This window comes from uncultured Rothia sp. (assembly GCF_916049665.1).
Classification (GTDB): Bacteria; Actinomycetota; Actinomycetes; order Actinomycetales; family Micrococcaceae; genus Rothia.
The window spans coordinates 1-14,913 of record NZ_CAJZIE010000056.1; the positions used below are offsets into that span (position 1 = coordinate 1).

Consider the following 14,913-nt stretch of genomic DNA (forward strand, 5'->3'; position numbering starts at 1 on the left):
GACTGGAGTTCAGACGTGTGCTCTTCCGATCTGCGGTTTTCTTTATGCATTTACGTTTTGCGCCGCCGTACGTAAGGAGGCGGTGCCGGGAGGATACTTCTTGGTCGGGACTATTTCTTCTTAGTCGGGTTGGTGTCCTTGCAGGAGTTGAGGACGCGCTCCATAACCTTCTTCTCATCCGCGGTCACCCACAGCTTGTACTTCGCCTTCACGTGCACCTGACGAGCCACGTAGGTGCAGCGGTAGGCGGTGTTGCTCGGCAGCCACTCGGAGGCGTCTGCATCGGACTTCTGCTGGTTCGCCGGACCGTCCGCGGCAAGCAGGTTCTCCGGGTCGTTCGCCAGCTGGCGGCGCTGTTCGGCAGTCAGATCCTGCGCGCCGGTCTGCCATGCGTTCGAAAGAGCAATCACGTGGTCAATCTGCACAGCCGAAGAGGTCTTCTTGCCGCGCTTGAACTCGATGGTCTTACCGGTGTACGGGTCATCCAGAGTGCCACTGATCACGGTGCAAGCGTGGGTCCTGGCCTTGAAACGAACATTGGTCAGGTCGCGGCGCAGAATATCGTCGCGGGTGTTGCACTTGTTGCCGTCAACGTCATCCCATGCGGGACCGAACTGGTCGCGAGAGTAGCCGGCCTTCGAGGCGCGATCCTTCACCTGTAGGGACGCCAGTTCGCTCTTCGCGGTCGCCAGATCCGGTGCGAGCGCGGTTGCGGGGTCAACCGCCTTGTAGGGGTTCTTGACCTCGGCGAGGGTTTCCGTTGCGACGTTCGCTTCTTCGTCATCTGCGGTGGATGAGGTGCTCTTATCGGTGCCGAGCAGCCCATCCACGCCGTTCTTGCTCACGTAGACCAGACCAATGATCAACACGATTACGGCAAACAGGGCGAGCAGACCGTAAATGAGGCGCTTCTTCTGCGGGTCCATCGAATCGGGCAGCTTGGGCAGGTTGCGCTGCAGCTGCTGAAGTTCCTGCAGGGAAGGCAGGTTGTTGTTCGCGGGCTTTTTGCTCACGGGTTCTCCAAGGCGGGTAGACGGGATGCGGCTGAGTGCACCGCATCATCAAGGATAGAGGGAGCGGGGTGGAAATAGTGAACTGGAGGGCAAAAATAGCCGCCCCGGCGCTGAGATACCTATCACGATGCCGGATGGGGCGTAGTCGTCATATTTCTGAAGGGAATGCGTTGCCCGCGGGCGATTTTTGAAAAAACGGGGTGAAAAGTTCAAAAATCCTATCCACAGGCGGTGCTTAAAACCGTAAAACGCGAAGTTATCCACAGGAGCGGTAACCGCCGGATGCGGGAGCGGGTCAGCCCTGGCAAGGTGAAGGAACCCACCCACTAGTTTCTAAGGAGAAACCATGAGCGACACCATCCTGATCCGCGGATTCACCGCCTCCGACCCGGCACTGAGCACCCTGCCCAACGGGGTGCCCGTCGTGAACTTTCGCCTCGCCAGTACCCCTCGCTGGCAGGATGCTACCGGCACCTGGAAAGAAGGCACCACCAACTGGTACACCGTGAAAGCCTACCGTCGCCTCGCCCAGAACATTGCCACCTCCATTGAGAAGGGGCAGCCGCTGGTCGTGAGTGGCCGCCAGCGCATTAGCCGCTGGAACCGCGAAGACGGCACGCAGGGCACCACGGTAGAAGTGGATGCCTTCGGCATCGGTCACGACCTGAACTACGGTACGAGCACCTTCGCCCGCACCGTGGAGAAGCGCACGGTCAACGAAGGCTCCCTGCAGGGCGCACCTCAGCAGGGTATGCCGGGTGCGCCGCAGCAGTACGCGCCGCCGCAGGAAGCACCTCAGTACGCACCCCAGCAGAACCCGGAGGCGCCGGGCATGACCGCTCCGGGCGCTCCGGTACAGGACGGCGCATCCCAGAGCGGGGGAGCGCAGAGTGACGAACCCCCCTTCTAAAAGTGCTCCCCGGATGCTTGCATAAACGCGGGTGCATTGGGATAATGGAGCATTGTGTTGACATCGGGCACGCCCCTGCCGCAGGGGGGAGAGCGACCAACGGTGTCAGCCTTCGGGCACCAATCCTGTCCGAAGCATCAAGTTTTCTGTCCCGCAGTGGGGCAGAGCAATCTGAGTCTATTTGACCTGCGGCAGATGACTCTGGAGATCTACAACTATGCAGACTCTTGACTTCCTCGACAAGAAGTCCCTCCGTGACGACATCCCCGCATTCGGCCCCGGTGACACCCTGAACGTTCACGTTAAGATCGTTGAAGGTAAGAACCACCGTATCCAGGTCTTCAAGGGCTTCGTCGTTGGCCGCCAGGGTGCAGGCGTTCGCGAGACCTTCACCGTCCGCAAGGTTTCCTTCGGCGTTGGTGTTGAGCGTACCTTCCCCGTTCACTCTCCCTCCATCGAGAAGATCGAGGTTGTGACCCGCGGTGACGTCCGTCGTGCAAAGCTGTACTACATGCGCGACCGCCACGGTAAGGCTGCTCGTATCCGCGAGAAGCGCGAGTTCTAATCTTTATAGATACAGAATTCTGTTGCAAACCGCTCCCCAACCGCATTCCGCGGGAGAGGAGCGGTTTTTGCATATTCTGAGAACCTTGCCGCTCTCAGGAAACAAAAGCCCAAGAGCGCAAACACTCTCGATACAATAGCTAGGTACCGTTTCACTCGAGCTAGGTATCTCTCAAACGAAAGGCTCACTCCAGCATGGCAGACGACAAGAACACTGCGAACACCAGCCCCTTCCCTGAGGGATACCAGCCTCAAAGCCGCCGCGAGCGCCGCGAAATGGAAGAATACTTTGCGCGCCTCGCCGCCGAAAAGGCAGCAGCTGAGAAGGCTGCCGCAGAGAATGATGGCGCTGAAAAGGTCGCTACCGAGGAGGCTACCCCCTGGAGCGCTACCTCTTCCACCGAACGTGACGCCAAGGGCGCATCTGAGCGCGATCACGAGGTGGTAGCCAGCGCCGAGGCGAGCGCCGCCTCCGCAGGTACCGCCGCGAAGGACGCGAAGAAGAATACTAAGCGCGAAGAAGCCACCGACGAGGAGACTACCGCAGACGTGGAGCCCACCAAGGACTTCTCCGAAATGACCCCCAGGGAACGCCGCAAGGCAAAGCGTGCCGAACAGGCGGAGCTGACCTACTCCCAGGCGCAGGAAGAAGGCCGCCTCGGCGAATGGTTCTGGGTGCAGGCACGCGAGGGTGGCACCGTCATCCTTTACGCGCTGGTCATCGCGTTCCTGGTGAAGACCTTCCTGCTGCGCGGCTTCTACATTCCCTCCGGCTCCATGGAGCAGACCCTGCAGGTCAACGACCGCGTGTTCATCAACGTGGCGGGCTCCTACTTTAGCGAGCCCAAGCGCGGCGACGTCATCGTCTTCAAGGACTCTCAGGGCTGGATTCCCTCCACCCAGAAGACCAGCAGCCCGCTCAAGGATGCCCTGTCCTTCGCCGGTATTCTGCCGGATACTTCCTCGAACTTCCTGGTCAAGCGCGTTATCGGTACCCCCGGTGACGTGGTCGAAAGTGACGGCAACGGCAAGATCAAGGTCAATGGCGTAGAGATTAACGAACCGTACCTGTACCCCGGCAACAACCCCTCGGAGGTCCCCTTCAAGGTGACCGTGCCCGCTGGCAAGTACTTCGTGATGGGTGACCACCGTAGCAACTCCGCCGACTCCCGCTACCACATTAGTGACGGCACCGCGTTCATCTCCAAGGACGACGTGCAGGGTAACGTGTTCGTCGTGGCGTGGCCGCTGAACCACTTCGGCCTGCTGACTGACGAGAGCTCCGTATTCTCCTCGGTTCCTGCGCCGACCTCCACCCCCTCCGAGTAAGCGAGCTTGGGAATGATGGCGAGCGCCCAGAAGAGCGCAACGAAACCCGCGAAGACTAAGCCCGCGAAGGCAACCCCGCCCGCCGCCGACCTCGAATACGAGCAGCAGCTCTTCGCTTCCGGTGCCCGCACGGTTGCCGGAATCGACGAGGTGGGCCGCGGCTCCATGGCGGGCCCGGTGACCGTGGGCGTCGCAATCCTCACCCCGGACGCCACCCTCGAGGTGGGTGGTCTGATTGACTCCAAAGCGCTTTCACCGGCACGCCGCGAATCCATGGTTCCCGAGATTCGCCAGTGGTGCGCCGTGGCGGTCGGGCACGTGGAACCGGCAGATATTGACCGGCTCGGCATGACCCTCTCGCTGAGGCTTGCCGCCCAGCGTGCGCTCGCCGAACTGGCGCGCCGCGGATACCGTGCCGACGCCGCTTTGTTGGACGGTAAGCATGACTGGTTCACCCCTCCGCAGGAGGACCTGTTCAGTGCGCTGGCACCGGATCCGGCGCAGGCACACTACAACGCACTGCTCGCACAGGCATGGGACGGTGTGGGCGAGGGGAGTGTAGGCGAGCCCGCGCAGATGCCGGTGACCATGGTCATCAAGGGTGACTACAAGTGCGCCTCCATCGCCGCCGCCTCGGTGGTTGCGAAGGTGGAACGTGACGAGCTGATGGTCCAGCTGGACGCCCGCTACCCGGGGTACGGCTGGGCAAAGAACAAGGGCTACGGATCCGCCGCGCACCGCGAGGCGATTAGTGTGCAGGGCCCCAGCCCGCAGCATCGACTGTCATGGTCGCTTCCGGCGACTGCCGAGCAGATTGAGGCGGCGGCAGCACAGCGCGGCTAAGGCGCAGGGTGCGGCACCCTCGGGAGCCCCCATGCCACCGCTGAATCAGTACTAAGAAAGCCCAGGAAAGGAAGAGTAGTGAGCGCAGAAGACCTCGAAAACTACGAGACCGACGCCCAAATGGCGCTCTACCGCGAATACAAAGACGTCATGTCGCTCTTTAGCTACGCGGTAGAAACCGACCGACGCTTCTACCTGGCAAACCAGGTGGACGTCACCCCGCACGTGCAGGACGGCACCCTCTACTTTGAGGTGAGCATGAGCGACGTGTGGGTGTGGGACGTGTTCCGCTCCAACCGCTTTGTAAAGAAGGTGCACGCCTACTCGGTGCGTGACGTAAACGTGGAGGAGCGCCTGCCCAACCAGGAGTTCACCGTGCCGGAAATGCCGGACTTCAACGCCTAGCTCAAGCCTGATTCGATACCTAACCGGGGTCAGTGCACCGGCGCCGGATGATTGGAATGCGGAGGAAGCAGGCGATGAACCCGCGCAAATATGACGCGCCGAATCGGCGCCCGGGCGGTATTTTTGAAAAATATGCCCCAAAATTTCAAATAAACGACTGTGGATAACCTCTAATTCCTTCTGGGAGCCGAGGTTATCCACAGTTTTTCGTTAACCGCATCCGGGCACGCGCGCGGCGGGCACAGTAGAAGCACAACCGCTATCTACCGGGGGAGAGACCCATGACAACAGCCCGAATAACAGCCCGCGCCGCAACCCGAAGCGCGCCCAACAGACCCCTGCTCCAGAGCACCCAGCCTCCGCGAACCCAGCTCCAGCGAACCCTGCCCCGCGCCCACAGCGTCGGCAGGTGGGGCGAGGAACTGACCGCCCGCATCCTTGAGGCGAACGGCTATCGAATCTTGGAGAGGAACTGGCGACCGCCCGCCGGGCTGGAACACGAACAGATCCGCGGGGAGCTCGATCTGATCGCCATTGACCCCGAGGACGAGCTGGTGTTCGTTGAGGTCAAGACCCGCAGCAGTGAAGACTTCGGGCACCCGTTCGCGTCCATTGACCGCGACAAGGCGCGCCGCACGCGCTCGCTGGCGATTCTCTGGTGCCGCCTGCGTGAGAACCTGGATTTTCCGCGCTTTCGCATTGACGCAATTGCGGTGACCGGGACCTGCGAAACCTTCACCTTCGAGCACCTGAAGGCGGTGGCGTAATGGGATTCGCACGCACCTATTCCGTGGCGCTGGTTGGCTTGCGCGGGCACATTGTTGACGTTGAGGCGGACATTTCGCAGGGCCTGCCCGGCTTCGTGCTACTGGGCCTGCCGGACACCGCCCTCAACGAGTCGAAAGAGCGTGTGCGCTCCGCGGCGAAAAACACCGGCATCACCCTGACCCAGCATCGGCTCACCGTGAATCTGACCCCGGCGACCCTGCCCAAGCGCGGCTCGGCGTTTGACCTTGCCATCGTAGTGGCGGCGCTGCAAGCGGAGAAGAAACTTCACCCCAGCGGCGATAGCGTCTTCCTGGGCGAGCTGGGCCTGGACGGGACGCTACGCCCCGTGCCGGGCATCCTGCCCGCGGTTAAAGCCGCCGTGGACGCCGGTCACCACCGCGTGATTGTGCCCGCCGAAAATGCTGAGGAGGCGGCGCTCATCCCCGGCGCGCAGGTGAGCGGTTTCCGCTGCCTGGCGGAGGTTTTTGCCGCTCTCGGCGCGGAGAGCCAGAAGCTGACCTACCCGCCCGCCCCGCAGATGGAGGCGAGCGCACCGGCGGCGAAACCGGCTGAAATTCCCTCGGATATGAGCGATGTTGCCGGCCAGTCACAGGGGCGTTTCGCCCTGGAAATTGCCGCTGCGGGTGGCCACCACATGCTGCTGACGGGCCCGCCCGGTTCGGGTAAAACCATGCTGGCGGAGCGCCTGCCGAGCATCCTGCCGACCCTCGATAACGATGCCGCGATGGAGGTGACCGCGATTCGTTCCCTCTGCTCGGCGGGGGAGCACCTGAGTGAGCTGGTGCGTCAGCCGCCGTTTGAGGCGCCGCATCATAGCGCCTCCGCGCCGGCGATTCTGGGTGGCGGCAGCGGCATTCCCCGCCCCGGCTGTGTGTCTAAAGCGCACCGCGGCGTGCTCTTCCTGGACGAGGCGCCGGAGTTCAAGCGCACGGTGCTTGATTCGCTGCGTCAGCCCCTGGAGTCGGGGACCGTGACCCTGGACCGTTCGAGCGCATCGGCGACGTATCCGGCGCGTTTTCAGCTGATTCTGGCGGCGAACCCGTGCCCCTGCGGCATGAACGTGGGCACCGGTACAGAGTGCACGTGTGCCCCGCGTGAGCGTCGCGCCTATTTTGGGCGGCTGTCCGGCCCGCTGGTGGACCGCATTGACGTGAATGTGACGGTTCCGAAGGTGTCGTCCACGGAGCTTGCAGGCGGGCAGGTGAACGAGAGTTCAGCGCAGATTCGTGAGCGCGTCATGGCGGCGCGGCAGGCTCAGCGTGAGCGCCTGGAGCCGTACGGGTTGAAGACGAACGCGGAGATGAATGGCAAGATTCTGCGCGGCCCGCTACGTCTGGATGCGAAGCTCACCGGCGAGCTGAACGCCGCCGTGGATCGCGGAACGCTGACGGCTCGCGGCTACGACCGGGTGCTACGTATCGCCTGGACCCTCGCCGATTTGGAGGGCGCCGCCTACCCGAGCCGGGAGCACCTGGATGTGGCGCTCTTTTTGAGGCAGCAGGGGCAGCTGAAATAGAGGCAACTGGAATAGTGCGCCGAAGCTTTGAACGCCGAGGTGGCAACGAGATTGAGTCACTCACGAGAGGAGAAGAACGTCATGAGTGAGAAGAAGCTAAGAAAACGAGCTGAAGAGGCTGAATTGACAGAAAATGGGCTGAGAGAAACAGCGCCGGAAGAGCATGTTCCTGAAGAGAGCCTGCCAGAAGTGAGCGTGCCTGAGGAGCGCGCGGCGGAGGATTTTGTGCAAGAGGAACTGCAGATCCGCCTGCCCGGCCGCACCCTGGATGCGCACGCCTTGGTGCGTGAGAGGGTGGCTCATATTCTGTCGCTGGGGCAGGAACCCTCGCCGAGCCCCTATAACGCGGCGCGGTTGCCGGGGTTCCTCGCTTCCTGTCTGAACCCGGTGTACCTGAAAGAGCTGAGCCCGGAAGAGATGAACCGGGAGGAACAGCCGGGGGAGGAGCATCAGGGTGAGCGCCCCGACCCCGCACCCCTGTTCAATCCCACCCTCAGCGCGCAGGAGCTTGAGGCGGCGTGCCGCGAGTACATCCGCTGCTGCACCGCTCAGCTGATGCGCTACGCCGAACCCGCCGATGAGCTCGTGGTCGAGTCCCTCACCACTCTGGGCGCCCCACTGACCCTGCACTACCTGCTGACCGGGCATATCCCGGATGAGCACACCTGGGAGCACGGCGAACCGGATACGCAGCTCAGCGAATTTCTGAACTCGGTGGGCGCACCCGCGGAAGGGGAGTCCGCCCTGTTTTCCAGCGCGAATGGCTACTACACGCCGGGCGAGCATCAGATGAGCCGCGATAAGTTCGGCAAGGCGCTCGCAACCCGCCGCCTGCGCTGGAACCGCCGCATGGAACGCACCCTGAACGCGGAGGCGCACATGGCGGCAACCTGCGGGGCGTGGCTGGTCACTCCCGCCGATCCGCTGTGGCCGCCGCAGCTGAACGATTTGGGGCCCGCCCGACCGTACGGGCTGTGGTGCCGAGGCGATTCTCGGCACCTGCTGGATGTGGCGTCTGCCCCGAGCGTTGCGCTGGTCGGTTCGCGTGACCCGAGCATCTACGGCACGGAGGCGACGACCCACCTCGCCGCCGAGTTGGCGCGCCGCGGGTACACGGTGATTTCTGGCGGCGCGATGGGTATTGATATTGCGGCGCATCGGGCGGCGCTGACCCAGCAGGGCAGCGACCTGCCGACCATCGCCTTCATGGCGGGTGGGCTGGACCGGCTGTACCCGGCGCAGAACTCGGATGCGCTGAACATGATTGTTGACCGCGGGCTCATCATGAGCGAGGTGAGCGTGGGCAACACCCCCACGCGCTGGCGTTTTCTAGAGCGTAACCGCCTGATTGCGGCGTTGGCGCGGCACACCATTGTGGTGGAGGCGCGCTGGCGTTCCGGTGCCCTGAATACGGCTCGTCACGCGATGGAGATTGGGCGTACCCTCTGGGCGGTTCCGGGGCAGATTAATTCGCCGAACTCGGTGGGCACGAACCGTCTGTTGCGCGATGGACTAGCGCAAACGCTTACCGAAGCCGCCGATATTCTTGAGTATGATGCCGCCGCCGGTTTCGAGCTGGGCACCGAACATGAGAGCGAGTGGGATCCGGCATCTGCTGCATCCTCGACGGCGCTGGATGAGCTGACCGAACGACAGGGTAGGGTCTGGGACGATTTGAGCCCGCGCTCCTACCGTGGCGTGGACGAGATTGCCGCAGCCCTCGGGCTGAGCGCCCGCGACGTGATGGCTGACCTGTTCCACCTGGGGCGCTGCGGTCTTGCTGAGAGTAGCGGAACGAGCTGGAGGAAGGTCCGCCCTGCTATCGCGGCGTAAAGATCTTCCTGATGACGGGGCGGCACGTGGAGAGCGCGGAACCTCTCTACAATTGGGGGTAGGCTTGCGCGCACTGGCGCGGAGCCTACCCCTCGCCGCCTACCCCGCCGCCGCACCATCGATAGGCGCATCGAGAACACACGAAAGGAGGGACGCATGACCCCCGCCCGCCAGCACGAAAACCGGGCTGAAAACCGGAACGAGAACCGCGAGGAATACCGGGACGAGGCTCCCTCCACGACCCTGCCGGTAACCTACACCCGCACGCTTGCGCCGGAGCATGTAGAGAGCTCCGCCCTACCCGGCTCTGCTCTACCCGAATCGGCACTGGGTGTTTCCGGCGAAGTGTTCCGCCCCGTCCTGGACCGTTTTGAGCGGTTTCTGCGCTATGAGAAGCACCGTTCCGAAGAGACGATCCGCTCTTATATTTCGGATTTGGAGGGCTTCTTCGGCTATATGGCGCGCCGCGGTGTGCGGCACCTGGACAGCATTGATGCGTCCCTGATTCGTGAGTGGTTGGGTTCGTTGCACCTGCGGCAGGCGGCTCGTTCTACGGTGGCGCGCCGCGGCTCGACCCTGCGCACGTTCTTCACCTGGGCTCAGGAGGAGGAGCTGGTGAACGCCAACCCCACGCGCGGTATGCGCACCCCCAAGCGGGAGAGTCACCTGCCGCCGGTGTTGAGCCGCGAGCAGATGAACCAGCTGCTGGCGACTCTGCAGGAGCGCAGGGCGCAGGATCTTCGTGATGCGCGCCTACTGCGCTTGGAGGCGGTCGTTGAGGTACTGTACGCCTCGGGCATGCGTATTTCTGAGTTGACCGGCCTGGATTTGCAGAGCGTGGACCGGGCGAATAAGACGGTGCGCGTGCTGGGTAAGGGCAATAAGGAGCGCGTGGTGCCGCTGGGAACCCCGGCGCTCAAGGCGTTGAATCGTTGGGTGTCCTATGGTCGTCCGCAGTGGATTCCGGAAGGCGCGCAGGGCGTGACGGCGCTGTTTATCGGTCCTCGCGGTGGGCGTGCGAATGCCCGTCAGATTCGTGAGGATCTGACCCGCCTGCTGCGCACGGTGGAGAACACTCAGGCGTCGGGGGCGCACGTTTTGCGTCATTCGGCGGCGACTCATCTGGTGGACGGTGGCGCCGATATTCGCTCGGTGCAGGAGCTTCTGGGCCATTCGTCGTTGGCGACCACGCAGATTTACACGCACGTTTCGATGAAGCGTCTGGCGGAGACGTACGCGCGGGCGCATCCGCGAGCCTAGGTTTCGTGCCCGGGGAAGGCCGCCGCCTAGCACGGGGGAGCACTTCGGAACGCCGCCGCTCATGTCTCTCTATTTGAACCTTGCCCGTCCGGGTTGTACGAATGGGTGAGTTCAATCTAAGCTATACACTGTTCAACCACCGCCTAAACTCCCAGTGCGCCCCGAATGTCTGCACTGGGATGTTTATACAAAGCGGCTGAACAAGGTAGCATAGGTAACAGACTAGCCGTGGTCTCCGTCTCTACGGAGGCACCGCGTACGAGTACTAAAAACCAGAAAGGTCGCACCGCATGCGCGCACTCGTTTGCCCCGGACAGGGCTCCCAGAAGAAGGGCTTCCTGAGCCCCTGGCTCGAGATTGAAGGTGTGCGTGAGCACCTGGAACGACTCTCCGAAGCGGCAGGCATCGACCTGATTCACTACGGCACCGAAGCCGAAGAAGAAACCATCAAGGACACCGCCATCGCCCAGCCCCTCATCGTGGCTGCAGGCATCGTCACCGGTCGCCTCGCACTGCGCGAACTCGACGGTGAAGAGCTCATCTTCGCGGGCCACTCCGTCGGCGAAATCACCGCGGCAGCCCTCGCGGGCGTACTCAGCGACGAAGACGCAATGCGTTTCGTGCGCGTGCGCGCCAACGGCATGGCGGAGGCGGCAGCCGCCTCCCCGACCGGCATGGCTGCGGTACTCGGCGGCGTTGAAGAAAACGTCCGCGAAGCCATCGAGGCAGCGGGTCTCGTTGCCGCAAACTCCAACGGCGGCGGCCAGATTGTAGCTGCTGGCCCCATCCCCGCCATCGAAGCATTCGCCGCGAACCCGCCCGCACGCGCTCGCGTCATCCCCCTGAAGGTCGCTGGCGCATTCCACACCGAGGCAATGGCACCCGCCGTGCCCGCACTGGAAGAGTTCGCCGCATCCCTGAAGGTCTCCGACCCGACCTCCGCACTGCTGACCAATCGCGACGGTTCCGCCGTGGCATCCGGTGAAGAGTTCGTCAAGACCCTCGTCTCCCAGGTGACCAGCCCCGTCCGCTGGGACCTGTGCATGGCAACCCTGCTTGAGCGTGAGGTCGCCGGTATTATCGAGGTCGCCCCCGCAGGCACCCTGGTCGGCCTGGCTAAGCGTGCGATGCGCGGCGTGCCCGGAACCTCCATCAACACCCCCGAGGATCTTGCCTCGCTGAAGGGCTAAACGCCGGGGGAGAGCACCCCGCTCTCCTCACACCAGGAACCCTTCACACTAGACATGCACTTTAGACATGCGAGGCACACACTGCCTTGCAAGCATCAGCACTAAGGATTGAATACGTGACTACCCTCAAGCAGTACGAAATCAACCGCTACTCCCGCATCCTCGGTTACGGCGCAGCCCGCGGCGAGGTCATCGTCCCCAACGATGACATTGTTGAGGCAATCGACTCCTCCGACGAATGGATCAAGCAGCGCACCGGCATCGCAACCCGCCACCGCGCCAGCGAAAACCAGTCGGTAGCCGACCTCGCCATCGGTGCCGCAAAGGACGCCCTCGAAGCATCCGGCGTAGCAGGCGAGGACATTGAGGCGGTCATCATCTCGACCATCTCGCACCCCTACGCAACCCCCTCCCTGGCAACCCTGGTCGCCGACGCCATCGGCTCCAAGTGCCCCGCATACGACATCTCCGCAGCGTGCGCAGGTTTCTGCTACGGCATCGCCCAGGCAGACGCCCTCGTCCGCGCGGGCACCGCAAAGCACGTGCTGGTCATCGGCGTTGAGAAGCTCTCCGACTTCATCGACAACACCGAACGCACCATCTCCTTCCTGCTCGGCGACGGCGCAGGCGCAGCAGTCGTAGGTGTCTCTGACGAGCCGGGCATCGCCCCGACCGTATGGGGTTCGGACGGCTCCCGCTGGGGCACCGTCGGCATGGACCGCTCCCTGCTGGACATCCGCAACCGCGACTTCGTTGCGAACCCCGTGCAGGAAGGCGAAAAAATCTGGCCCACCCTGCGCCAGGACGGCCCCTCCGTCTTCCGTTGGGCAGTATGGGAAATGGCGAAGGTCGCCAAGCAGGCACTCGAAACCGCCGGTATCACCCCCGACGAGCTCGGCGCGCTCATCCCGCACCAGGCAAACGCCCGCATCATTGACCAGATGGTCAAGACCCTCAAGCTTCCCGACACGGTGGCAGTGGCACGCGACATCGTCGATGCCGGTAACACCTCCGCCGCATCGGTACCCCTCGCCGCACACCGCCTGCTGAAGGAGAACCCGGAACTCTCCGGCAAGTTCGCCCTGCAGATCGGCTTCGGTGCCGGCCTGGCATTCGCAGCTCAGGTAGTCGTCCTTCCCTAAGAAAGACCCCGGAGCCCGATGCTCCCCGCCCCCTCAGCCCGGCACCAAGCCGGTGCACGAGAAAGAAAATAAAGCGGGAAAGCATCCCCTAAAACTCCGAGTTGACGCATGCGTACACCACGCAGACACGATAAACTCGGTAATGCACGCGTACCCACGAACTGTGGGTGCGATGACCATCGAACAACAAAGGAGCCCCTGAATGGCTAACAAGGAAGAGATCCTCGCAGGTCTGGCAGAAATCGTTAACGAAGAGACCGGCGTTGAGGTTGAGGACGTTCAGCTGGACAAGTCCTTCACCGAGGACCTGGACATCGACTCCATCTCGATGATGACCATCGTCGTGAACGCTGAGGAGAAGTTCGAGGTGACCATCCCGGACGAAGAGGTCAAGAACCTCAAGACCGTTGGCGACGCAGTCGAGTTCATCGCGAACGCTGCCTAAGCTATAACCAAAGCTATAACCAATAACGAGGCGGCGCGGGCTCTCACCGGCCCGCGCCGCATCGCTATTCACTCAGCTTTCAATCCAACACACCCCCGGGAACACGCAGAGTGCGATGACTGCACTCTCCACGGCGTGAAAACGCCCACTGCAAACCCCGGGCCCTACAGGTTTTTATCCACACACCACCGGATAAACCACCAAATCGACCACCGAAGAGAAAGTGCCACAATGTCTCGAAAAGTGCTGGTGACCGGCCTCGGCGCGACCACCCCCATTGGCGGCGACGTCCCCACCACCTGGGAAAACGCAACCAAGGGCGTATCTGGTGTATCCACCCTCGACCACCCCTGGGTCAAGGAATACGACCTGCCCGTATACATTGCAGGCCAGCTCGCTGTGCCCGCCCTCGAATCCGGCCGCCTCACCAAGGTAGAAGCAAAGCGCCTGGATCCCTCGGGTCAGCTCGCCCTCATCGCCGCACGCGAAGCATGGGAAGACGCAGGATTCTCCGGCCCCGACGCCGAATCCGCAGAAGAAGTCGACCCCGAACGCACCGGCGTAGCCTTCGGTACCGGCATTGGTGGCGTGTGGACCCTCCTCGACGCATGGGACACCCTCCGCGAAAAGGGCCCCCGCCGCGTCCTGCCCATGACCGTGCCCATGCTCATGCCCAACGGCAACGCAGCAGCCGTCTCCATGAACCTCAAGGCACGCGCCGCAGCACAGACCGTCGTCTCCGCATGCGCATCCTCCACCGAAGCCATGCAGCTCGGCGCCGAAATGATCCGCAGCGGCAAGGCAGACGTCGTCATCGTCGGCGGCGCCGAAGCAGCAATCCACCCCCTGCCCATGGCAGCATTCGCCAAGATGCAGGCACTCTCCTCCCGCAACGACGAACCCGAAAAGGCATCCCGCCCCTACGACGTCGACCGCGACGGCTTCGTCATGGGTGAAGGCGCAGCAGCGCTCATCCTCGAATCCGAAGAACACGCCAAGGCACGCGGCGCACGCGTCTACGCGGAACTGGCAGGCACCGGCGTCTCCGCCGACTCCTACCACATCACCGCACCCGACCCCGCAGCACTCGGCGCAACCCGCGCACTGCGCGAAGCCCTCGAAGACGGCAACATCGACCCGAAGACCGTCGTGCACATCAACGCGCACGCCACCAGCACCCCCGCCGGTGACCTGCCCGAAGCAACCGCAATGCACGAAACCTTCGGCGAGCACACCAAGAACATTGCCGTCTCCGCAACCAAGTCCATGACCGGCCACCTGCTCGGCGGCGCGGGCGCCCTCGAGGCTGTGCTGACCGTATTGGCTCTGCACCACCGCACCGCTCCCTGCACCATCAACCTGGACAATAAGGACCCCCAGATTGACCTGGACGTGGTGACCGATGCACGCGAGCTGCCCGCCGGCGAAATTGTGGCACTGTCGAACTCCTTCGGTTTCGGCGGCCACAACGCTGTTGTGGCATTCCGCTCCGTAGAGGACTAATCCCGTAAAAGGGTACGTCGGATAATGCTAGCGGGGGAGTGCCCCCTCTGCGGCGCTGGGGCGCCTTGAGGACGGAGCCCCCGCCACGCATTACCGACGCACCCTCTGTAGGTATAGAAATAAACAGGGTCGCCCGTGATAGTTAGCTATCGAGGGCGACCCTGTTTCTGT

Annotated in this window: 14 protein-coding genes; 13 read left to right on the forward strand and 1 reads right to left on the reverse strand. The window is 63.0% G+C overall.

All coding sequences use genetic code 11. The features are described from left to right. Window positions 1-110 precede the first annotated feature (110 nt). Window positions 111-1,013 carry an HNH endonuclease family protein gene (locus tag QZ540_RS06385; RefSeq protein WP_294628547.1) on the reverse strand — a complete coding sequence of 301 codons (903 nt, stop codon included), beginning with the start codon at window positions 1,011-1,013 and terminating at the stop codon, window positions 111-113. Window positions 1,014-1,359: 346 nt separating this feature from the next. On the opposite strand from QZ540_RS06385, the gene QZ540_RS06390 reads away from it, so the two are divergent. The 13 genes from QZ540_RS06390 to fabF all read left to right on the forward strand — a co-directional run bounded on the left by QZ540_RS06390 (window position 1,360) and on the right by fabF (window position 14,742). Further along, complete coding sequence (locus QZ540_RS06390; RefSeq protein ID WP_005506266.1) at window positions 1,360-1,923, forward strand: single-stranded DNA-binding protein; 564 nt, start codon at window positions 1,360-1,362, stop codon at window positions 1,921-1,923. Window positions 1,924-2,140: 217 nt separating this feature from the next. Further along, window positions 2,141-2,488: a 50S ribosomal protein L19 gene (gene rplS / locus QZ540_RS06395; RefSeq protein WP_049337710.1), complete on the forward strand. Its 348-nt coding sequence runs from the start codon at window positions 2,141-2,143 to the stop codon at window positions 2,486-2,488. 194 nt (window positions 2,489-2,682) lie between these two features. Then, a complete protein-coding gene (lepB, locus tag QZ540_RS06400) occupies window positions 2,683-3,816 on the forward strand; it encodes a signal peptidase I (protein ID WP_294628549.1) in 1,134 nt (377 codons plus the stop codon). Window positions 3,817-3,831: 15 nt separating this feature from the next. Continuing rightward, window positions 3,832-4,659 (forward strand): ribonuclease HII, encoded by an 828-nt coding sequence (locus QZ540_RS06405; protein ID WP_294628551.1) that lies wholly within the window; start codon window positions 3,832-3,834, stop codon window positions 4,657-4,659. Window positions 4,660-4,737: 78 nt separating this feature from the next. Beyond that, entirely contained in the window at window positions 4,738-5,064 is a 327-nt protein-coding gene (locus QZ540_RS06410) for a DUF2469 domain-containing protein (protein WP_005506259.1), read from the forward strand. 281 nt (window positions 5,065-5,345) lie between these two features. Then, the gene (locus tag QZ540_RS06415; protein ID WP_363279944.1) at window positions 5,346-5,831 is read left to right on the forward strand and encodes a YraN family protein; all 486 of its coding nucleotides are present in this window, start codon (window positions 5,346-5,348) and stop codon (window positions 5,829-5,831) included. Further along, complete coding sequence (locus QZ540_RS06420) at window positions 5,831-7,369, forward strand: YifB family Mg chelatase-like AAA ATPase (protein ID WP_294628553.1); 1,539 nt, start codon at window positions 5,831-5,833, stop codon at window positions 7,367-7,369. Before QZ540_RS06415 ends, QZ540_RS06420 begins: the two co-directional genes overlap by 1 nt. 195 nt (window positions 7,370-7,564) lie before the next feature. Next, complete coding sequence (gene dprA / locus QZ540_RS06425; protein ID WP_294628555.1) at window positions 7,565-9,202, forward strand: DNA-processing protein DprA; 1,638 nt, start codon at window positions 7,565-7,567, stop codon at window positions 9,200-9,202. A 156-nt stretch (window positions 9,203-9,358) separates the two neighbouring features. Then, a complete protein-coding gene (locus QZ540_RS06430; protein WP_294628557.1) occupies window positions 9,359-10,462 on the forward strand; it encodes a tyrosine recombinase XerC in 1,104 nt (367 codons plus the stop codon). A gap of 290 nt (window positions 10,463-10,752) precedes the next feature. Further along, window positions 10,753-11,652: an ACP S-malonyltransferase gene (locus QZ540_RS06435; protein ID WP_070830661.1), complete on the forward strand. Its 900-nt coding sequence runs from the start codon at window positions 10,753-10,755 to the stop codon at window positions 11,650-11,652. Between the two features lie 116 nt (window positions 11,653-11,768). Next, window positions 11,769-12,794, forward strand: a complete 1,026-nt coding sequence (locus QZ540_RS06440) for a beta-ketoacyl-ACP synthase III (protein ID WP_294628560.1) — start codon at window positions 11,769-11,771, stop codon at window positions 12,792-12,794. Between the two features lie 202 nt (window positions 12,795-12,996). Further along, window positions 12,997-13,239, forward strand: a complete 243-nt coding sequence (locus QZ540_RS06445) for an acyl carrier protein (RefSeq protein WP_005507475.1) — start codon at window positions 12,997-12,999, stop codon at window positions 13,237-13,239. 231 nt (window positions 13,240-13,470) lie between these two features. Then, window positions 13,471-14,742: a beta-ketoacyl-ACP synthase II gene (gene fabF / locus QZ540_RS06450; protein ID WP_070688826.1), complete on the forward strand. Its 1,272-nt coding sequence runs from the start codon at window positions 13,471-13,473 to the stop codon at window positions 14,740-14,742. Window positions 14,743-14,913: the final 171 nt, after the last annotated feature.